The sequence below is a fragment of the Micromonospora auratinigra genome, assembly GCF_900089595.1.
Taxonomy (GTDB): Bacteria; Actinomycetota; Actinomycetes; order Mycobacteriales; family Micromonosporaceae; genus Micromonospora; species Micromonospora auratinigra.
Window position 1 is genome coordinate 6,269,453 of the sequence record NZ_LT594323.1, and the last position, 20,535, is coordinate 6,289,987.

14 protein-coding genes and 2 tRNA genes are annotated in these 20,535 nt (G+C 68.8%); 8 read left to right on the forward strand and 8 right to left on the reverse strand.

From position 1 onward, the window contains the following. Positions 1–12 precede the first annotated feature (12 nt). Positions 13–2,136 carry a BREX system Lon protease-like protein BrxL gene (gene brxL / locus GA0070611_RS28715; protein WP_091671368.1) on the forward strand — a complete coding sequence of 708 codons (2,124 nt, stop codon included), beginning with the start codon at positions 13–15 and terminating at the stop codon, positions 2,134–2,136. Beyond that, complete coding sequence (locus GA0070611_RS28720; protein WP_091671370.1) at positions 2,133–2,795, forward strand: hypothetical protein; 663 nt, start codon at positions 2,133–2,135, stop codon at positions 2,793–2,795. Before brxL ends, GA0070611_RS28720 begins: the two co-directional genes overlap by 4 nt. 752 nt (positions 2,796–3,547) lie before the next feature. Here the strand turns inward: GA0070611_RS28720 and GA0070611_RS28725 are convergent. Genes GA0070611_RS28725 through GA0070611_RS28745 form a run of 5 tightly spaced genes read right to left on the reverse strand, consistent with a single transcriptional unit; the run spans position 3,548 to position 11,959 of the window. After that, on the reverse strand, positions 3,548–5,134 hold the full coding sequence (locus GA0070611_RS28725; protein WP_091671372.1) for an endonuclease III domain-containing protein: 1,587 nt from the start codon (positions 5,132–5,134) through the stop codon (positions 3,548–3,550). Beyond that, complete coding sequence (locus tag GA0070611_RS28730) at positions 5,131–8,226, reverse strand: C-terminal helicase domain-containing protein (protein WP_091671374.1); 3,096 nt, start codon at positions 8,224–8,226, stop codon at positions 5,131–5,133. Before GA0070611_RS28730 ends, GA0070611_RS28725 begins: the two co-directional genes overlap by 4 nt. Continuing rightward, entirely contained in the window at positions 8,223–9,974 is a 1,752-nt protein-coding gene (locus GA0070611_RS28735) for a phospholipase D family protein (protein WP_091671377.1), read from the reverse strand. Before GA0070611_RS28735 ends, GA0070611_RS28730 begins: the two co-directional genes overlap by 4 nt. Continuing rightward, a complete protein-coding gene (locus tag GA0070611_RS28740; RefSeq protein ID WP_331715319.1) occupies positions 9,961–11,220 on the reverse strand; it encodes a DUF6361 family protein in 1,260 nt (419 codons plus the stop codon). The genes GA0070611_RS28735 and GA0070611_RS28740 overlap by 14 nt, the downstream gene beginning before the upstream one ends. Beyond that, a complete protein-coding gene (locus GA0070611_RS28745) occupies positions 11,204–11,959 on the reverse strand; it encodes a DUF429 domain-containing protein (protein WP_091671383.1) in 756 nt (251 codons plus the stop codon). Before GA0070611_RS28745 ends, GA0070611_RS28740 begins: the two co-directional genes overlap by 17 nt. A gap of 249 nt (positions 11,960–12,208) precedes the next feature. Between GA0070611_RS28745 and GA0070611_RS31225 the strand changes: the two genes are divergently transcribed. Beyond that, positions 12,209–13,081: a hypothetical protein gene (locus GA0070611_RS31225; protein WP_157740411.1), complete on the forward strand. Its 873-nt coding sequence runs from the start codon at positions 12,209–12,211 to the stop codon at positions 13,079–13,081. A 155-nt stretch (positions 13,082–13,236) separates the two neighbouring features. Here the strand turns inward: GA0070611_RS31225 and GA0070611_RS28750 are convergent, their stop codons facing one another. Further along, complete coding sequence (locus GA0070611_RS28750) at positions 13,237–14,745, reverse strand: PIN-like domain-containing protein (protein ID WP_091671385.1); 1,509 nt, start codon at positions 14,743–14,745, stop codon at positions 13,237–13,239. A 101-nt stretch (positions 14,746–14,846) separates the two neighbouring features. After that, positions 14,847–15,746 (reverse strand): hypothetical protein, encoded by a 900-nt coding sequence (locus GA0070611_RS28755; protein WP_091671387.1) that lies wholly within the window; start codon positions 15,744–15,746, stop codon positions 14,847–14,849. A 727-nt stretch (positions 15,747–16,473) separates the two neighbouring features. Between GA0070611_RS28755 and GA0070611_RS28760 the strand changes: the two genes are divergently transcribed. After that, entirely contained in the window at positions 16,474–17,679 is a 1,206-nt protein-coding gene (locus GA0070611_RS28760) for a cytochrome P450 family protein (protein ID WP_091671390.1), read from the forward strand. Between the two features lie 91 nt (positions 17,680–17,770). After that, a tRNA-Lys gene (locus tag GA0070611_RS28765) sits at positions 17,771–17,846 on the forward strand. Positions 17,847–17,930: 84 nt separating this feature from the next. On the opposite strand, the gene GA0070611_RS28770 is transcribed toward GA0070611_RS28765, so the two are convergent. Continuing rightward, complete coding sequence (locus GA0070611_RS28770) at positions 17,931–18,899, reverse strand: ArsR/SmtB family transcription factor (protein WP_091671393.1); 969 nt, start codon at positions 18,897–18,899, stop codon at positions 17,931–17,933. 113 nt (positions 18,900–19,012) lie between these two features. On the opposite strand from GA0070611_RS28770, the gene GA0070611_RS28775 reads away from it, so the two are divergent. From GA0070611_RS28775 to GA0070611_RS28785, 3 genes are all read left to right on the forward strand, one after another. Next, positions 19,013–19,519 carry a tetratricopeptide repeat protein gene (locus tag GA0070611_RS28775; RefSeq protein WP_091671396.1) on the forward strand — a complete coding sequence of 169 codons (507 nt, stop codon included), beginning with the start codon at positions 19,013–19,015 and terminating at the stop codon, positions 19,517–19,519. Positions 19,520–19,659: 140 nt separating this feature from the next. After that, positions 19,660–19,735, forward strand: a tRNA-Lys gene (locus GA0070611_RS28780). A 297-nt stretch (positions 19,736–20,032) separates the two neighbouring features. Beyond that, positions 20,033–20,497: a DUF3592 domain-containing protein gene (locus tag GA0070611_RS28785; protein WP_157740412.1), complete on the forward strand. Its 465-nt coding sequence runs from the start codon at positions 20,033–20,035 to the stop codon at positions 20,495–20,497. The last annotated feature ends 38 nt before the right edge of the window (positions 20,498–20,535 follow it).

Consider the following 20,535-nt stretch of genomic DNA (forward strand, 5'->3'; position numbering starts at 1 on the left):
AAGGAGGCCCGGATGAGCGAGACCGAGAACGAGGCGCCCGACGCTGGCGCACCGCGCCAGAGCGACCTCGACTTCAAGATTAACCTTCTGTTCCCCGGCGTGGTCGTCCGCAAGGACCTAGTCAAGGCTGTCAAGGGCAACGCCATCGTGCCGTCGTACGTGCTTGAGTACCTGCTCGGTCAGTACGCGGCCTCCGACGACGAGGCCACTATCCAGGCGGGTATCGACACGGTGCGCAAGATCCTGGCCGATCACTATGTGCACCGGAACCAGTCCGAGCTGGTGAAATCCACGATCCGCGAACGAGGGCGGCACCGCATCATCGACAAGGTGACCGCCACGCTCAACGAAAAAGCCGACGTGTACGAGGCAGAGTTCGCAAACCTCGGCATCAAGGGCGTGCTCGTCGAACCCGCGACGATCAAGGCCCATCCGAAGCTGCTCGTCGGCGGCGTCTGGTGCATCTGCGACATCGAGTACTTCCACAGCGAGGACGCGTGGGTCGTGCCGTGGATTCTCGGCTCGATCAAACCCATCCAGTTGTCGAACTTCGACTTCGAGGGCTACCTGGCCGCCCGACGGGACTTCACCACCGACGAGTGGATCGACCTGCTGGTGCAGTCCATCGGGTTCAACCCCGAACTGTTCGGCCGGCGAGCCAAGCTCATTCAGCTCGTGCGGCTCATCCCTTTCGTCGAGCGCAACTACAACCTCGTGGAACTCGGCCCCAAGGGCACCGGCAAGTCGCACATCTTTTCGGAGTTCTCGCCCCACGGCATGCTCATCTCCGGCGGCGAGGTCACAGTGCCGAAGCTGTTCGTCAACAATGCCAACGGGCGCATCGGCCTGGTCGGCTACTGGGATGTCGTCGCCTTCGACGAGTTCGCAGGCAAGAAGAAGCGCGCGGACAGGGCGCTCGTCGACATCATGAAGAACTACATGGCGAACAAGTCGTTCTCGCGCGGCGTCGAGACGCTCGGCGCGGAGGCGTCGATGGTGTTCGTCGGCAACACCTCGCACACCGTGCCGTACATGCTCAAGCACTCCGACCTGTTCGACGAGCTGCCCGACAGCTACCACGACTCGGCCTACCTCGACCGGCTGCACCACTACATTCCGGGCTGGGAGGTCGACACGATCCGCGGGGAGATGTTCTCCAGCGGTTACGGGTTCGTCGTGGACTACATCGCCGAGGTGCTCAAGTCGATGCGCTCGGCGGACTACTCGGACCGCTACCAACAGCACTTCACGCTCTCGTCGGACATCTCAACCCGTGACCGTGACGGCATCCACAAGACGTTCTCCGGGCTGATGAAGATCCTCTATCCACACGGGGAGGCCACGCCTGAGGAGATCGAGGAGATCCTCCGGTTCGCGATCGAGGGCCGCAAGCGCGTCAAGGACCAGATCCTGCGCATTGACTCGACGATGGCCGAGGTCAAGTTCGGTTACCTGGACACCGGTGGATCCTGGCACTCGGTCTCGACGCTCGAAGAGGACGAGTATCCGGCCTACTACTACCGCGAGCGCCGCGAGGGTGCCGAGACCCTTGACGATGGAGGCGAACCGAGGCCAGGTGGTTCGGCGCCGACCACGGAGGCAGAAGCACAGCGCGAGCCCGCGCCGGTCGCCGAGCCGCCGCTGTTCGAGGGGCACCGAGATTTCCAGGAGAACCAGCGTGGCGTCTCATTCGACACGCTCGTCATCCCTTACCTGCGCGGTGCGGGGCAGATCACGATCATCGACCCCTACATTCGTCAGTTCCACCAGGCCCGCAACCTCATGGAACTCATGGAGGCGATCGCCAGGACGAAGGACGCAGCCGACGAGGTCAACGTCAAGCTGATCACTGCGGAGAACATCGAGGGGGGCGCGGACAAGCTGCGCAAGCAGCTTGAGTTCCTCCTCAAGATCAAGCAGGGTGCGGCGGTCGGGGGCGTCAACTTTGACGTCGCGTTCGACAATACGATTCACGACCGCTCGATCGTCACGGACACCGGCTGGAGAATCCTCCTCGGCCGCGGCCTCGATATCTTTCAGTACGTTACCGGTGACGCATTTGACCTCGCGACCAAGCTCCAAGAGTTCCGCCAAGTCAAGGCATTCGGGATAACCTACATCCGCGAGAGCGAGTGACCGAGGTGAAGGCCGCCGATGTGATAGCGGTGGTAGATGCCTGCCGATGCTTCGAGTGGGCGCCCTACCCAGGCGGCTGGCGGGGCGAAGTCGAAGCGGCCTTGATTGATGCGGTGCTTTCCATTCAAGCCAGGTACGGGCGTCCGGATAACGGCGTGCGGGGTGCGCTAGCGCGGTACCGCCGGCACGAGGACAGGCAACGCCTGGACGATCTCACCCGGCTGGCCGCTTGGTCCGCGAAAGACCTGCAGGATGTGCTCGAAATCGCGCAGCGGACAGCAGGCGTGTCCAAGGCGGCGGCGATCGTTGAAGCGGCGACGGAGTTGGTCACCGTTGGCGTGCGGCACGCCGACCAGGTGGAACCTGACGACGACGTATGTAGGGCCGACCAGCGGCGCGCCTACACGTCGGTGCGTGGCCTCGGCGAGGTCACCTGGGAATACCTCGGCATGAGCCTCGGCATCCCTGGAGTGAAGGCCGACACCTGGATCATCCGATTCGCCTCCAACGCCATCGGCCGTCACGTCAGTCGAGACGAGGCACGAGCGCTCGTGATAGCGGCTGCGGCGGAGTTCGGCGTGGACCCGATCCGTCTTGACTACGCCATCTGGCGGCACATGAGTAGTACGACCGCACGGAGGCGTCGACGCCCACGCTGATCGGTCAGGCCTCACCCTGGCGGCGGTTACTTTGAGATACGTCTGTGGCTGTCAACGGGTGCTGATAGCTGGGCGTGTGCCAGTCAGGGCTCCGAAGAGTTGCCGGCGGATGTAGCGCTTGATGTTGCGCGTTACCTCGCGTTTCGTGCGTCCTTAAGCAGTGCGGCGGGTGATGTAGACGCGGGCGCGGGGGTCGTGGCCATGGGGACCAGGACCACGGTGCAGAGGGCTCGGTTGAGGCGGCGGTAGCCGCCGCGGCTGGGATGGCAGCTCCAGCCGTCCGAGCGAGCCGTCCGGACAGTCCAACGTAAGGCGTCGATCGCGCAGACCCGACCGAGCGGCAATCCTCGGGCGATGGAGACCCCATGACCCGGGGGCTCCGTGGGTGCTCGGGCGCGATGGACGGGCCCGCAGTTGTTGGACTGAGCGGAATGTTGCCTGGGCAGAGCTTGGGCCTGACCGCGAATAGATGGACTCACGCGACGGGGCTGGACGCAACGACTCGCCCAGGAGCAAGCTCTTAATCTGCGGGACTGCCTGGACTGGTTGGGACGTGTGGCAGTGGGGCTGACCTGGGTATTCTGTGCGGACCGTGGGGCGTCGGACCTGCTGGTCCAGGTGGGCTTCCTGGGGGCGCATGCGCAAAGTCCGCTGGTCGAGAGAGCACGTAGGTCACGAAGACTACGCCTGCCGCTCGGTGGCCACGTTGATGCTGACTTGGCCGATCAGGTAGACCGGACAGGGGTGTTCCCTTACACCGCCGCCGCTTGGGCGATGTCCTTCGGGCAGATGGCGCGCAGAGGGCAGGTGCCGCAGTCGGGCGTGCCTGGTCCGCACCAGCGTCGTCCGATCAGCCAGGCGGGGAAGTCCAGCTCTCCGGGCCGCTCGGGGTGCAGCCATCGCGCGACTTCCACCATGTGGTCGAGGTCGTCGCGCTCGGCGAGTCGCGTACGGAGGAATACTCGTCGTAAATGCACGTCGTAGGCGATGTCCGTCCCGGATAGCTCCCGGATCGGCACTGATAGGTCGCGGGCCAGGATTTCTACTGCCATCGCCGACTTCTTCTGTGCGATACCGGGAAACCTCCGCAGCCGGGTGGCCAGGTCGGTCGCGTGGGGTTCGTCCGCCCAGATCTGGCCGGCGTCGCCACCGTATTCGTTCGCGACGATGATGGCGGCGGCGACCAACCATGCGGGCATGTTGTTGACGAACCGATGCAGTGCCTGCGGTTGGGCGACGGCGTCACGTACCTGCTCTGGTTCGGCCGCCATCCGTGCCGGGTCGAGGTGTCCGAGGCGCTGGCGCAGGTCGTACGGTGCCTTCCAGGCACGCTCGGCGGGTATGCCCTGGTCAAAGATGACCGCCAGCAGGAACGCGAACGGGTCGGTCAGGATCAGCGTGTTGGCTTCGGGGTGCGGTGTGAATCGGGGTGGGGTGCCGGCCCGTTCGGCCTGATGTTCCCGCCCGTACTTCAGCAGGGCAGCGACGACGGCACGCGCATCTGGCTGAACGGGAGCGGGTATGCCGGTGGGCGCGAGCGACCGGATGGCCTCCCGGGGCTGGGGGGCGAGGGCCGCGGGTTGTTCTGGCGCTGGTGGTGGGGGCTGCCGGCCGTACCAGGCGAGCTGCTCGCCGAACGATAGCCCGGCCAGCGGTCGGCGAACCGTCGCTCCGGCCTGGATGAGCAGCGGTGCGATCGCTTGCGCGTACTCGTCGCCGGCGTGGATTTCGACCACGCGGTCGAGCACCTGACCCTCTGCGCGTATCAGCTTGGCCGTGACCCATTGGCCCCAGGCCCGCCGATAGTCCTTGCTCTGCTGGGCGAGGGCGGTGTCGTACGGTGCAATCACCGTTTCGGGCGCCACGAGGCCGTGCTCGGCGCTCAGGATGTAGTAGCGGCGGGCGTGCCGTTCGACGTAGGTGCGGCGGCGGATGAACAGCGGTGAGACGTACAGGTCGCCGGCTGGCACAGGGTGGTCAAGTTTCGTCTTGACGCAGCCGATCAGGGCAATGTCGGCGCGGGACTCCGCCGACTCGGACCCGGAGTGGTGCTGGGCCGGGATCACTGGCTGAGGTGCGGGGGAGGGGGACGGTCCGCTGCCGGCGAGCGTGTAGCGGCCACGTTCCACCCGGATGAGCGGCGTCCCGCACGGGCTCGGCGGGCCGCCGGTGATGTCCCGGGTCATTCCCTGGATGACGGGGCCGAGCGAGTGCGGGTGTCGCGTCGGGTCGAGCTGTTGGACCTCGTCGATCAGTTCCGCTCGGCTGAAGTTGGGTTTGTGTGTCGTGAGCTGGTGCGCTGCGGTGAGGATGAGCTGCCATGCCGGCTGTTCCGTCACTGTCGTTTCCCTTCGGGGGCCGGTCGCAGATCCAGGATGTCGGGTACGTGCGCGGCGTCGGTCTCTCGACGTCGGATCAGGTTGAGTAGGTCTTCCTGCCGGGGTTGGCCGAACGCCAGTCGGTACATAGCCAGGTCCGATTTGAGCCGGTCGAGTTTCGCTTGGTCGCGGCTGAGCGGGTAGGGCAGGACGTGCCGTTCGATCTTCGCCGGCCCGGGGAACACCCAGTACGGGGCGAAGTCGCCGAGTTCTCCGGACTCCGCTCGTGCCGCGTCGTACAGGGCTTTCCACACGTCCGGCTCGGGGGAGCGCAAGGCCTGAGCGCGGTGTGCGGCGGCGATGTTGCGGCGCACGGCGTGCCCACCGAAGCGGTGGACCCGACCCTCCCGCTGCTCGAAGTCGACGGGGTTGGCGGGGGTGTTCCAGTGCACGACGGCGGAGCACCACTGGTGGAAGTCGATGCCTTCCTGGCCGGCGCTGGTGGTGGCGACGACGAACGGCCAGAACGGGCTGTTGAAGGCCCGGCGGACGGTCTCTTTGCGGTTGACTTGGGATTGTTCTTCGCCGCGGCCGCCGTAGCGCAGCGCGAACCGGCCGGGGAGTTTGATCCGCTCCTGGGGGTGGTGCGGGTCGAAGGCTTCGTACGTCGACGGTCGGCTGGCGATCGCCTGCCGGGCCTCGTCGGCGAGCCGGCGGAGTTCTTCGTCGTCGAGGCGGGTGTCGGCGGCGCCGCTGCGTAGGGTGTGCAGGTGCTCGTCGAGGACGGCCTGCAGGCCGCCGGCGGCGCAGTAGCGCAGCACCGCTTGCCAGTAGACCGGGCCTATCGACAGGCTGTCGAGTAGCTGCGCGGATTCGGGCCGGTTGAACAGGGATCGCAGGCCGTTGGCCAGGATCGCCGCGGCGCGCCAGTGCCCTGCGGGTGTGACCGGATCGTCGGGGTGGATCAGCCGGGATAGTGCTCGCCAGGCGATGTTGCCGGGCCCGTGCAGGCCGATCTCCGCGACGCTGCCGAGCAGACCGTCGAGCTGGTCTGCTGCCGGGTAGCGGGCATTACTGGTCAGCTCGCGGGCTCGCTGAACGTGCCGATCCAGGCCGGTGGCCGCGCCGTCCTCGTCAGCGGAGGCGCCGAGGGCGGCAGCGGCGTCGTCCGGGCCGGGGTCGGCGCCGGGCCACCGGAAGACCAGCTCCCACGGCTCGGCGGGGCTCGCTTCGGTGGCCGCGGCGTCGGTGAAAGCGTGAGCGAGCAGCTGTTCCCGCACTTCGCGTTCGACCACGTCGAGCGGTGTGGTCTCGTCGGGCTGTCTGCGTGCCAGGGTCAGCGGGTCGCACAGGGCGGCCAGGGCGGGGTGGGGCCAGAACAATGCCAGGACGCTCATCGCCGCGGGTCGGTCGTGTTCCATGCGGTAGTCGAGGTGCCGATGGCGTTCCCCGGTGGCGCCGAGCCGCCGTTCGGCTTCATAGCTGAGGAGCCCTGCCACGGCGGTGGGGGTGGCGTTCCAGGACGAGAACAGCAGCCGCTTGGTGATGCCGTCGCGCGCCGCGGTGGCGAACGGCTCGCCGAGCGCGTGGTAGGGCAGGGATGGGGGCAGCCACAGCAGTTGCCACCAGCCCTGGTCGACGGTGTCGGCGGCGAGCTGCCGCAGCCGGCCGTTGCCGAGGTCGACCGGTTCCCGTCGGTTAATCGCGTCGGCGTCGAGGAGATGGGCGGAGGCCAGCAGCGCGGACACCTCGGGGTGCGGTTGGCCGTCGAGCGCGGCGCGGACCTTGTCGCCGAGCTGGTAGCCGTCGAGGAAGTTGAGGAAGTACGGGGCGGACTTCCAGTACTCCACGGTCATCGGAGCGCCGACGACGGTGGCGATCTTGCGCATCGCCACGTAGCTGCGGACGTCGTGGGCCCGGAGGTTGTCGGCGACGGTGATGTGCTCCCGCAGCATGCCGTCCTGCACCAGCGCGGGCCGTTCCGTACGGCACATGACCCGCAGGAGCAGGTCCCGTAGCCAGTCGCGCAGGTCACCGCACGGCTCGCCACGCACCAGCGCGTCCCGGTACGCCTCGAACGCCTTCGTCACGTCGGCGTGCCACGACTCGTCGTCGGTGAGGAACCGCAGCACCTGCCGGAAGTCACGGTAGTGGTCCTCGCCGGCGGTGGCCTCTTCGGCGAAGGTGAACGGCTTGTAGGGGGTGGCGGACAGCAGCAGCACCCGGGCGGCTCGGTAGTCGAACAGGTGCCGGGCAAGCTCGGCGCCCTCGCCGCCCTCCGGGTTGAGCAGTTCCCGGAACCGTTGGAACTCGTCGAGGATGATCAGGTCGGGCTCGAGGGCCTCGACGCCGGCGGTGGCGAGCGTGGTTCGTAGGGCGCCGGTGAGTGTGCGGGCTGTCTCGCGGAGCGCGTCGGGTAGAGCGGGGCGGCGGCCGATGTCGTCGAGCAGCGCGTCGAACTGTTCCAGCAGCCCCCGTCGACGGGCCAGTCGCAGGAACTCGCGGGTGATGGTGCGGTCGAGGGTCCCGTCGAGGTGCTCCCACAGCCGGTCGCACTGTTCCTCGAACCGGGCGGGGCTCGCGACGCCGGCCTGCAGGGCGCGCAGCGCGGCCCTGGTCCGCCAACCGTTCCACGCACCGGCCTGCTCCAGGATCAGGAACAGCAGGGCGCGTTCCTCGGCCGTGCCGGTGCGCCACCCCTGGTCGAATGAGGTGCCCGGGGTGAACGCGACCAGGTTGATCGGCTTGCCCGCGGTGGTCGTCGCGGCGTTGAGCTGGTGGGCGTCTTTGGCGAGCAGGGTGAGCCGGCTGGACAGTGTGACGGTTTCGTCGGGGGTGACCCGGAGCCTGGCGATGTTCTGCCGGGCGACGTCTTGGTTGGAGCAGACGTAGATGACGTCGACCCGATTCACGCTGTCGTCGTCCTGCAACCGCTGCAAGGTCTGCGCGATGACGCCCCGGGCGACGACGCTCTTGCCGAGTCCGGTTTCGTCGGCGACCAGGAACCGGCGGGTCGGATCGGCGCCGAAGTACCGGTCGATGACATGCGCGACGGTGGCGCGTTGGAAGTCCTTCAACCCTGCCATGACCGGCCCGGCGTCGTACCGATTCATGCGCGCACCGCCTCTGTCGTGGTCTCGCGTGCCGCCGTGATGACCCGCCACAGCTCGGGAAAGCCGGCCGGTAGCAGCCGGTGGCTGTCCCGGTTGGCGTCGATGCGGGTCACCAGCCGGGCCAGGTCGTCGAGCTGGTCCGGCCGGTCGACGAGAGCGTTGAGCAGCAGCTCAAGGATCCCGGTCCCGCCGGCGCGCCAGGCACCCGATCCGCCGACCTCTCCGTTCCCGGCGGCGGCAGCGTCGGAGCCGAGGCCGAGGATCAGCAGCAGGAACCGCAAAAACTTCTCCGGGGTGTCGATCTGCTGGGCGAGCACGTGATCGAGCCGGTGGGCGGGGTCGCCGATCAGGGTGGCCAGGACGACGGTCTGCTCTCGGCCGGTGGCGTCCTCGGCGGTGATGACGATGAACGGGGTGATGTCGGCCAGCGCAAGTCCGGTGAACACGGCGGCCGCCCGCTGTCCCGCGACCAGCGGCACCGCCTCACCGCGACGGGCGTGCATCTGCGCGGTGATTCGCACCCCCGGCAGGTTGGGCAGGTCCTCCTGTGAGGTGAGCCGGATGCTGTAGCTGTCGGCGTCGGGGATGACGGTGCCCGACAGGGGGATGGCCGCGATGTCGCGGATCAAGTCCAGTAGCGCGGTCGGCTCCGGCTCCGACTCGGTGGCATCGTGGCGGTCGTAGGGTTCGAGGATCCCGCGCAGACCGGCTTCCGGGCCGAGGACGGTGTTGATGCCCCACTGGGCGCGGCTGCCGACCAGCTCCACCAGCAGTTCGACGTTCCCGCCGAACGCCGCGTCGGTGGCGTTCGCGGAACCGAGCAAGACCCGCGCCTGGTGGCCCTTCTCCACCACGTACACCTTCGCGTGCAGCCCGTGCAGCACCTCCTGGCCCGACGGCGCCCCCTCGGCGGGCAGACCCGCCAGAGCATTGACCACGAACGCCTCCACCCCGGCCACCATCTCCTCCGGCAGGCAGTCGAGGGTCTCCTGCCGGCTCACCAGGGCCAGCTGACCCCCCGGCGCGTACCGGTCCAGGCCGCCCGGCGTGCAGAACGGAGAGATGACGAGGTGACGCGTGCCCTCGAAACGCGGCGGCCGGGCGCCGGGCACACCCAGCGCGTGGAAGATCATCTCCCGCGCGCCGTCGGGGAGTTCCCACTCAGCCCGGCGCAGGTCCTCCGCCAGCGCCTCGACCGCCCCTTGCCGGCCGGGCGGTAGCGGCGCGACCGCCAGCCGCACCGCATGCCGCACAAGATCAAACAGAGGCCGGTTGTCCGCCCTCGGTCGCGCGCCGATCGCCCCGTCCAGGCGCAGGCAGACGTCCCAGCTGCGGTCCTTGGTCAGGTTCCGGCTGAGTACCAGCAGCCGCAGCGACGTCTCGCCGGTCGTCTCGTCGCGGAAGCGCAGCGCCCACACTTTCGGGTGAAACAGGTGCCCGGGCTTGGGCCGGCGTACCTGGTGCACCATGGGCTCCACGAAAGCCAGCAGCGCCGACCGCGTCGGGGGCACGGTGATCTGCCCGGCCTGACAGAACACATCGATCCGGTCGGCGCAGCGCCGCACCCCCTCCATCACCGTGATCGGGTCCGTCGACTCCCGCATACCGTGCGCGGCGAACGCCAACGGCGCGATCAGCAGGCTCTCCAGGTCCAGGGTGAACGTCAACGCCACGGCCCGGGACAGCTGCGCGCCCGCTGGAGGTCGCAGCGCCTCGAGCAGCAGGGCGCGGGAGTCAGGCGCGAGCACCGGCAGCCTCCGGCAAGGTAGTGGCGCAGCCGTCGTGGATGTCGGCGAGGATCCGGCGCACCTGCGGCCACCGGAACACCAGTTGCCGACTTCCCGACGCGCCACTCCACGTGCGCAGCAGCTTGTCGTTGACCAACCGCGACTGGCCCTTCTTCACCGACCGTTCCCGCTCGTCCACGAGAGCCCGCAGACCCCGGTCGATGGCCGCGTCACCGGCGGCTCCGCTGGTCACCGCGTCGAGCCACCGCTCGATGAACTGACGGGCCGCCGCGTTCGTGGCGATCCGCGGGTTCTGCTCGATCACCCTGGCCCACATCCCCGACCGTTGCCAGCCCTTGAGGCCCGGCAACGCCGCCACCCGATCGCTCCACTCCCGCAGAGCTTCGCGGTACCCATCCGCCGGATTCTCGTGCTCGGTCAGACCAGCTTGCTCGTAGCGCTCGGCCACGAGCAGGTTGTACAGCAACGCCGCCCCGTGCATCGCCAGCGAGAACCGCTGCGCGTCTCTGACCACGGAACCGACCGGCTCCGGCGCGGCGAGTGCCGCAGGCTCCCATGGCACGTCACCGTCGGCGACGGGCCGGTGCTCGGGTTGGAGCAGGAACGCCAACAGTGTGTCCGGCGCTGCGGCAAGCAGCCTCTCCCGCAGCCACCGGGCCTCCTGCGGAGGCAACGTCAGCCCGCCGTCGACCTCATTCGGGAAGTTCGCCGGCGCTGTCGGCAGCGTCGCATGCCACGGGCCGCTTGACTGGTCGGCCAGCTCATCGGCCTCGGACGAACCAGACGTCACCCGTCGGTCCGCGATGTCGTCGTCACCTGTGCGGATGCCGTACCGCAGTAGCGCCGCCGCGTAGATGGTCGACGGCAGGATCCGCACCCCGACACCAGCCCGCCGCCCGATCACACCCTCGGTATCAGCCCCGCGCAGCAGCGCGGCGATCACCTTCCGCTCGGTGCCGTCCACCTGCGCGGAGAGGCGCTCACCGCGCAGCCCGCGCCGCTGCGCCTCCTGAAAACACCACGGCACGATCAGCAGATACCGTGCCCGGGTCTGCAGCACCGACGTTCCGGGAAACAGCAGGTCGCTGAACGCGTCGCGTACCTGCCCGACACCCAGCTCGTCCCGGCTCTCCGCGTCGCTGAACAGCTTGAGCAGCTCACGCATCTGACTCTGATCATCACGGGAACTGTCCAACCAGCTCAACCCCGAGGCCATCCACACCCTCCGCTCATTCGTTCGCGCCATCGATGAGTTCGCGGAGCGGACCGGTCGGGAGCGCGATCCAGCCCTCGACACACGCGGTCGGCCGCTGCTCGTCACTCGGCTGGGCCGCCATGCCGATCGCCGCAGCGCGCGCGTTCACGGCCGCGATCACCGAGTCGAACGCGTCATGGCTGCGTCGACACAGCCCCTCGAACGCCCCCAGATCCAGCCAGGGCGCCGCCTCGCCAAGCGCAGTCACCAACTGGGCGTGCTGTACCTGCTGGCCTCGGCCCTTGTAACCGCGGTGCGCCAATCCCCAGCGGTACAGGGCCGCCGCTGGATACACCTCCACGACTCTCCCGCCGCCAGTACGGTCCACGTCGTGTCCGGCGGCGGCGAGCATCGCCAACAACCCGGCGCAGCGGAAGGCGGCGTGCGCGATGCGGTCCGCGGACACGCTCAGCGGGATGATGCCGGTCTCCTGGCGGACCACCTCGTCCGTCAGCCGGTACGCCAGGCCACGGCGCCACTGGGCGCCATCGCCATCAGCGACGGCGATCTGGCCGAGGCGGTGGGCCTGCACGAGCGCGACGAAAGGCTCCGGCCAGCCGAGGGGACAATCCAGCCCCACCTTGTCCACATGCTCGCTGGCCCCGACGATGCGGGCGTCGCTGACGTCGAGGACCAGGTCCCGCACCACCGCCCTGCCCGGTAGCCATTCGACCGTGGCCATCGCCGTACGCGTGTCCGCCGCTGCAAGGTCGACGCCGAGGGTCAGCACCGCACCACTGTAGGTGCCACCGGCTTGAATGGATATGCCTTACATGCCGTCGTTGTGCGGCGGCTCAGTCGTGCTTCTGACCAAGACGGCGGCCGAAGAGCCCCAGCGAATAGCCGCCTGCTGCGCCGCTCAGCACAGCACCTTGTTCGTGCTCGCCTCGGCGTCGGATATACGGCAGAGAGACATGCTGACATCCCGCGCGCGAGGTGCCATCATCGGATCTCGATCTCTACGTCGAAAGAGGCGCGGGTGGTCAGGCGTCGCACGATCAACGACTGGTACCTCGACCACGGCTCACCATCGGCGGGCGACATGACCGATGACGAGGCTCCTGATCGTGGTCCCGATGCGTGGCTGGATCGAGCTGTGGCCGGACCCGATCGTGCTGCCGCTTCTCGCGGTATCAAATTCGGGCGGCCCGCCCGCCGGCGTGGGAAGGCGGACGTGACGGTCAAGCCTGATGCCGTTCGGCATGCGCCGAAGCCGTCAACTCGCGAACTCGACAGTGAGATCTCGACTATTCTCCGGTCCGGTGCAGACGAATCGGTGCAGCAAATTCTTCACCGCAAGGGCGGCGGTTGGGCCCGCCTGACGTCCAAAGATGTCGCTGTCGCCGTGCGGCGGGTCCAGTCCCGGATCAGACGCACACCGAAGCCGCAGAAGAAGGCGACGGCAGCCGCGGCAACTCGACCCATCGAGAGGCTCCCTTCTGCGGAGGAGGTCCGCCGGACTGTCCTGCGCATCCACTTGCGTCACCCGCTGTGGGCAACCTGGGAGATTTCGCGCTATCTTCGCGACATGGGGTGGTCGAACGTGTCGACCGATCTGGTGAGGAGCATCCTTCCGCCACCTGGTATGGCGATACCTGGTACGAGAATCTCGACCCCGAAAAGACGCCGAGGCAAGGCCGGTAAGGGGCGAGCCGGTTCGAAAGTCAGCAAGGCGACACAGCAAGAGGCTCCGGTCGGCAAGATCGAATCAAACCGATCTGCATCAACTGCGGCTCGTCAGCTGCAGACCAGGGATCGCTGGATGCCGTCCAAGGTCGACGCGCGGGGAGTGGAGTTCTGCCCGTCATGTGAGGTGCGGATCTCGGTGAACGGGTCGTGCCGCTGCTCCTGAGCGTCGGTACGGGAGCCGAGGCGTAGGGGTTGCAGTCCTCCGTCAATACCTATCGCAGCACCTACTGGCGTTGAACGGCGCTGAAGCAGACATCGGCGATCCGATGGCACCGGTGATGGCGGGCCGAGCAAGGAATCCCTGGCGGGATGACCTCGTCAGGAGTGGCGGACGAACTCCACGACCTCGGAGTCTGTGCGCACGCCGCGAGCCTTGAAGCCTGCTGCCGCTACCGCTTTGCAGAGTGAGTTCTGCGACGAGTACCAGTAGGGGAGGTGCTTGCGGGCCGAGGGGGCAAGGGTGTCGCCGAGGATGTCTTCGATCTCACCGAAAGTCATGGACGTCGCCTCGATATCCAGCGCCGCCAGGTAGTCCGCGAGTGGCTGGTACTTGCCGCTCGTTTCTGCGTCCGGCGCTGTCGTGGGCGGTGTGGCGCCCGGGCCAAGAACATCCACGACCTCTGACGGGATGCGGATGGCGCTCAGGGGGCCGGCGTCGATGTACACCGGGGTCATCATCGGTGTGACGGAGGGCGGTAGAACTTTGGCGGCCTGCAGGTCGGCGGTGATGCGTGCGGTGGGTCGGGTGATGCCGCGCAGCATGCGGTCCTCGTGGTAACCGCAGAGGGTGTAGATGTTCTCCCGACTGATGGCGCCTCCAGCGGATGCGGCAGCAGTGATCACATCAGCGAGGTCACGTCGGCCTTCGCCGCGCAGCTGCTGGAGCAGCATGTCCACCGCTTCCGCGGTCCACATGCCAGGATCGTGGAGATCGGGACGGTTGACGTCGGCGTCTCGGGCGGACTCCGGGTTCACCTCGACGTCGAGAGCCTGGGATCGGTTGAGCAGGTCGCTGGCTCGCATCAGGAACAACTGGTGGCCCGTGCTGTCGAAGAACTCCTTCGTCATCTCCTGTCGCGGTCCGATCATGTCCGGCCCGCGGCGCCACCACCAGTCCTCTTTCTCGTCGTTCGTGACGATGATGAGGTCCATATCCCGCGTTTTCGCCTCGTGGCATGCCTGCTGGTAGACGAGGTAGTCACCGGCGGCGCCCTCTGGGTGCTGGTCGGCCTTGTCGGCGTCCAGGTAGCCGGGAGGTATGGATGCGTCAACGCGCTTGTTGCCCTCGGCGATCAGGCCGTTCCAGACCTTGTCCTCAGGGCGTCCGAGTACCTTGCCGGCCAGAAGCGCGGAGAGTCTGCTGAGTACGGGGTCTGCGTCCGCTGGTGTGGAGGGGTGAACACGGTCGGGCGTGGCGCTGGCGATGGCATCCCGTAGACGTTGAAACACCTCGTCGACGTCAGCGTGCAGCCTCTGCAGTTCGGCATCGTCGATGGCCAGTTGCTTGGACCAGGTCTCAAGAGCCCGCACCGCCGCTGCCCGGCTTTTCTCCAGGGCGGCGCGGGCTTCACCTGTCGCATGCTCGGGGTTGCCGATGGCGCTGAGCCGGTTGCGGTGGAACTCGCGCATCGCCTGGTAGGGAACAACGAGACGATCTTCGAGCTTCTCGAAGATCGCCAACAGGTCCGCCGTCGTCCGCGCGTTGTAGCGGTAGAGGTTGAGAAGCACGTTGGCGTCCACCGCGACCAGCGCTGTGGTCAATGCCTGACGTGACTCGGCCTCGCTCGCCACGCGATAGCCCTCGAACCCGTCGAACAACCCAGCCATCGATGACCTCCCCCAAGACGGGCTCCATTGTTGTCGATCCCGGCGTGCGGGTCCTATGGGCCGAGCGGCCCATTGCGGCTCTCCTGGACGGCGTCGGGTGGTCAGGCCGCCAGCCCGTACCGGGGCTGGTTTCTGATGAGGGTGGCCAGCTCGGCCGCCGTCGCCGTGAGGTCGATGGGATTGGCGGCGAGTTGGTGGGTCAGCTCGTCGAAGCGGTATCGCAGCAGCCGCTGGTATCGAGTCGCGTAGACCGCGACGTGGGTCACGGGGTGACCGTCGTGATGCGCGAGCAGTGCGTAGGTCAGGATCTGACGGATCAGCTCGTCGAGGTAGCGGTCTTCGTCGAGGCGGCCGCTCTTCACCTCCAGCACGGTGGTGCCGAGGAGGAAGTCGGCGTGGCGGTGTCCGTCGAGCAGGGACAGCTGCGCGGTCGCCGGTCCGTACGAGCGCAGAGCGTCGTGGAAGCCGCTGTGGTAGCTCGACCACACGATACGGAAGGCGCGCCTCGTCTGGTACGTCTCTCGGGGGGCGCCGTAGAGGAGGTGTGGGTACTGCGCGAGAACCTGACGGGTGTTGGCCACAGCGTCAGCGTCGGAGTGTTGGCGGTCGAATGCGTTGAGCACGACATGGACGTGAGCGAGCCGGCTGGCGGCCGTGAAGAGCCGCGCCGGACGCGCTGCGGGGTGGCTGCGGCGCCCAGCGTCGTAGCCTGTGGCACCGGCAACCGGTTGATGGCCGGCCATGATGAGTAACCGGGTCGCGAGGCCGGGGTCGAGGCAGCGGAACAGGCGCGGGTACGGGTTCTGATCGCCTAGGGCCAAGCCGATGGCGAGTTCGACGACGCGCCCGAAGTACGACTTGTCCGGCGGGTCGGTCAGCAGGACCGGACAGCGGCTGAGGTCCGCCGCGATCTCGGCGCGCAGCCCATCCTGGTGCGGAAAGGTCTCCGTGAACCAGGCGCTGACAGGATCTTGCTGGAGGTGACGGAGTCGGACGTACATGGTGGTGCCCCTCTCACGGCGGAAGCGACGCTGACCACGGACGTGGCAGCGGAAACCCAGTGAGCATGGAACGCGCGAGACGGCAGATCGGCGAAACGCCATTCACCAGTCAGACGGGTATGGCCGCAAGCGGTTCTGTAGCCCTCGGCACTCAGGCCACGAGGTGGGCTCCGCGAGAGGAAGCGGCAGGCAGGGGAGACGGATCAACCGACGTCCCGGCCTCTGTACCGTACGACGCATCCGCGCGACGCACAAGGGCCACTTCACCGCACAGCGATCGCCTGGCTCGAGCGACCCCCATGTGGTGCTCTGTGGGTGCTCCGGCGAAATTGGACGGCCAAGCACCCGGTGGACTGAGCGGTACAGCTTCTCGGCGAAGTCGCAGCCTGACCGGCACTAGTTGGACCCATGGGACTCAGTTAGACGGTAAGAGTCGACATGCATCTATCTCTTAATCCGCGGGTTCGGGGTTCGAGTCCCTGGCGGCGCACCGACGAGCAGGGCCCTGATCCGATGGTTGTCCACCAGGCGGGGCCTTTTTCGGGTACGTGGCCGGGGCTCGGCTGATCGAGACGTGCCGGGCGCCGCCGGCGGCGGGCGTCGTCGGCGAACCGGATGGGCGGCCACCCCGTCCTCCGGCCCCGAGGTCCTCGGGCAGTCGCATCCCCGACTCGCGCCGGGTTCGGCGTGCCGCACCCCTGGCGGCCCGGGGGTCGGGTGTGGCGCAATGACCGATGTGGACGATCACTCGCGGCAACCCTTCGTCGGCTTCTTCCACGGGGACCCGCACGAGGTGCTGCGCCGGATCCGCCAGGAACAGGTGGTCGCGGCGCTGCCGCTCCCCGACGGGCGGACCGGCTGGCTGGTGACCCGCTACGAACACGTACGGGCGGCCCTGGCCGACCCCGGCCTGTCCAAGGGGGAACTGATCTCGCCGCTGGGCATGCGGCCTCCGATGCCCGCCGACGTCTGGGCCGCCACGGAACGGCACATGCTGGCGGCGGACCAGCCCGACCACACCCGGCTGCGCCGCCTGGTGCAGGCGGCGTTCACCCCGGGGCGGGTGGACGGCATGACGGCCTTCGTGACCGACGTCACCGATCGGCTGCTGGACGGCCTCGCCGAGCCCGGCGTCCATGACCTGATCCGGGAGGTCGCGTTTCCGCTGCCCATCGCGGTGATCTGCGAGCTGCTGGGGGTCCCGGTCGACGACCGCGCCACCTTCCGGGAGTGGGTGGAGGTGATCGTCGCCGGAGCGCCCCGGCTGGCCGAGGCGCCGGCGGCCCGTGCCGCCCTGCTCGACTACCTCCGTCGCCAACTGACCGCGAAGCGGTCCGACCCCGGACCCGACCTGCTGTCGGCGCTCGTGGCCGAGAGCGACGGGGGAGACCGGCTCAGCGACGAGGAACTGACCTCCACGGCCTTCCTGCTGCTGATAGCCGGCTACGACACCACGGCCAACCTGATCGGCAACGGAGCGTACCGGCTGCTGGAGGAGCGTGGGCGGTGGGAGCGGCTGCGGCGCGATCCGCACCTGCTCGCCCCGGCGATCGAGGAACTGCTGCGCCACGACAGTCCCGTGCAGCTCGCCACGCACCGGACGACGACCCGGGAGGTGACGATCGGCGGGCACACCATCCCCGCCGGGTCCACGGTGCTGCTCTCCCTGCTCTCGGCCAACCGCGACGAGTCGCGCTTCACCGACCCGGCCGCCTTCGACGCCGGCCGGCCCGCCAACTCCCACCTGGCGTTCGGGCACGGCATCCACTACTGCCTCGGGGCTCCGCTGGCCCGCCTGGAGGCGCGGGTGGTGTTCACCGCGCTGCTGTCCCGGTACCCGGACATGCGGCTGCCGGCGGACTTCGTGCCGCGGTGGCGCCCCAGCACCCTGATGCACGCCCTGGAGTCGCTACCCGTGATCCCGCAGCCCTGACGGAGGTGCGGGGCCGCCGCCGACGCTTCCTGCCCGGGCGCTGCCGACCCTCGCCGCCGCGCCTGCTATCGTCTCTCTCCGTTGCCGGCGAGCGCCGCTAGCTCAACTGGCAGAGCAGCGGACTCTTAATCCGCGGGTTCGGGGTTCGAGTCCCTGGCGGCGCACCACACGCGAAGCTCCGATCGGCGTTCACGCCGGTTGGAGCTTCGTGCTTTCCGGGGCCGGGTGGTGCACGACGACGGGGCGCCGCGCTAACGGAGCACGGCTTCGCCGAGCGGCGTCCGTCGATAGCGGATCTCGTGTCGGTGGCGCTGCCCGGTGACGAACCCCGCGTCGCGCAGCACCGACAGATGCCCGGACACCGTGCCGGCGGCCAGGGCGTGGCGGTGGGCCAGCGTCGTCGTGCTGGCCGGCTCGTCGAGGTCGAGCAGCAGTGCCGCCCGGGTCTTTCCGATCAGCCGGCCCAGCGCCGCGTGCCGGTCGCCGGGCGGAGGTTGCCAGAGCGTGCCGAGCCCTCGCGCGGGATAGATCACCGTGGGCTGCCACGGCTGGTCCACGATGACGACGACCTGGTCCCACTTGAAGGCGCTGGGCACCAGGGCGAGCCCCTCGCCTCGCATGTCGCGGTGTTCGTCGTCGCCGTACTCGCGGGTCAGCACGCCGTTGTGCCAGCGCAGTCGTGGGTGCAGTTCGGCGAACAGCCGGTCCAGGCCCCCTTCGGCGAGGCGTCGGGTCTGGAACCCCACATCGGCGTCGAGCAGGCCCCGCACCTGCGGCCAGACCGGTTCGACCAGGACCTCCCACGCTCTGCGCACGGTGGCGACCAGCGTCCGGAGAACGTGGGCCGGGTCGCCCAGCAGGAGCCGTCCGGTCGGCGAATCGGCGGCCCCCGGGGTGTCCGCCAGCGCTCGCCGTACCTCTGCGCGCACCCGGGCGTGGTCGCTGGCCGCCACGGCCGCGAGCTCGTCCTCGAACCGGGCGTGCGGGTCGGTCGGCGGTGGTGAGAGGAAGTCGGGCGTGTAGCCGCGGCGAGGTTGGAGCGCGGCGAGCGGCCGCAGGTCGAGTTCGCGCGTGTCGAGGGCGTCGCGCCAGCGACGGTGCGGGCCGACGCTCTCGCGCGGGGAGAGCAGGCGCACCGCGGACAGCGTCTCGAGCAGCGGAGAGACGGCGAACCGGCAGCGCCGCAGGTCGGTGGCGCTGAACCGCAACGTGACCGCCATCCGGGCCACCTCCTCACCGGGGGTGGTTCGCCCCTCGCCGAATCACTGGCGGGCACGGTACCAGCGCTCGCAGAGTGGCTCCCGACCGAAGCGACGATCATGAGGAGGACGGGATGAACCCGAGCGGGGACTGGGAACACCGCAGCGCGGACCTGTGGGCGGCCTTCAACGCGGCACCCGACGACTGGGACGCGGCGGAGTTCCGCGAACGCGTCGGCGCGCTCGCCGACGAACTGGGCCCGGACCATCCGGTGGCGGCCTTCGAGCGGGCCTGCGCCTGGGACTCAACAGGTCATTCGGACCGGGCGGTTCCGCTCTACCGGAGGGCGCTGGAACTGGGCGTCGACGGCATCCGTCGACGGCGCTCGGTGATCCAGATGTCCAGCTCGCTGCGGAACACGGGGCAGCCCGAGGAGAGCGTGCGGCTGCTGACCGAGGAGCGCGAGCGCGGGTCCGACGAACTCGACGACGCGGTCACCGCGACGCTCGCGCTGGCGTTGACCAGCGTCGGCCGGGAGCGGGAGGCGGTGTCGATCGCCGTCGGGGCGCTCTCCCGGCACCTGCCGCGCTATCAGCGGTCGATGGCCAACTACGCCCGGCTCCTGGTGGCGCCCGAGTGACTCGCCGACGCCACGGTCGGTACGGGCGCGACGCCGTCGCCGGCCGACCACGCCGGCTGGGAGGTGAGGGCCGGTTGGTCGTCTCCGGCCCGGCGTGGGCCGCTCCGCCCGCGTGATTGCGCCCTACCCGTTGCCGACGAGCGCCGCTGGCTCAACTGGCAGAGCAGCGGACTCTTGATCCGCGGGTTCGGGGTTCGAGTCCCTGGCGGCGCACCACGATCAAGGCCCTGACCCGGGCATCGTCCCCGGGTCGGGGCCTTCTTCGTCTCCTCCCGCCGCCGTGTCGGCCATCCTCCGTCCCCGTGGCTCGCCGCTCCGCCGGACGGCAGTGGGCGCTGGCGTCGACCGTGCGGGCCGTGTTCCCGTCTCCCGCCCGCGGTGCCGCGTCGTGCCGGACTCATCTGGCAGAGTGCAACCGGGTTCCGGAATGAGAGAGGTCTGATGGCCAGGAGGGGCAGGCGGGCCGAGGCGGCCGCACCGTCGGACAGGCGTCACTACTGGCAGGTCGTTGCCATGGGTGTGGTGTTCCTCCTCGGTGGTCTGAGTCTGGCGGTCGCCTCGGCGGGCTACATGTGGCGGGTGTCCGAGAAGGCGGACCGGTTACGGGCCGAGGGCGTACCCGTCCAGGCCGTGGTGTCGGACTTCTACGACGGGTCGGGGCGGGGTAGCGGGCCGGACACCATCACGGTGACCTACGAGTACGAGGGCAGCCACTACCAGCAGCGCATCCTGTGCGCCGGGGCGACCGGCTGTCATCGGGACCCGCCCGCCGAGATGACCGTCTGGGTCGACCCGTCCAGCCCGGCGCAGTTCGTCGCCGCGAACGGCAACACCGATGACTCGGCCGCGTGGCTCAACCGCTGGACGAAGATCCTGATCGGCGGTCTGTTCGCGGTGCTCGGTGCGGTGCTGCTGGTGGTGGCGCTGTTCGGGGACCGTCTGTTGGCCCGGTCGAGGAGACGGGCGGGGAAGGGGTGAGGGCCGGCGGACGGCCCGCACCCGGCGCCCACCGGCCA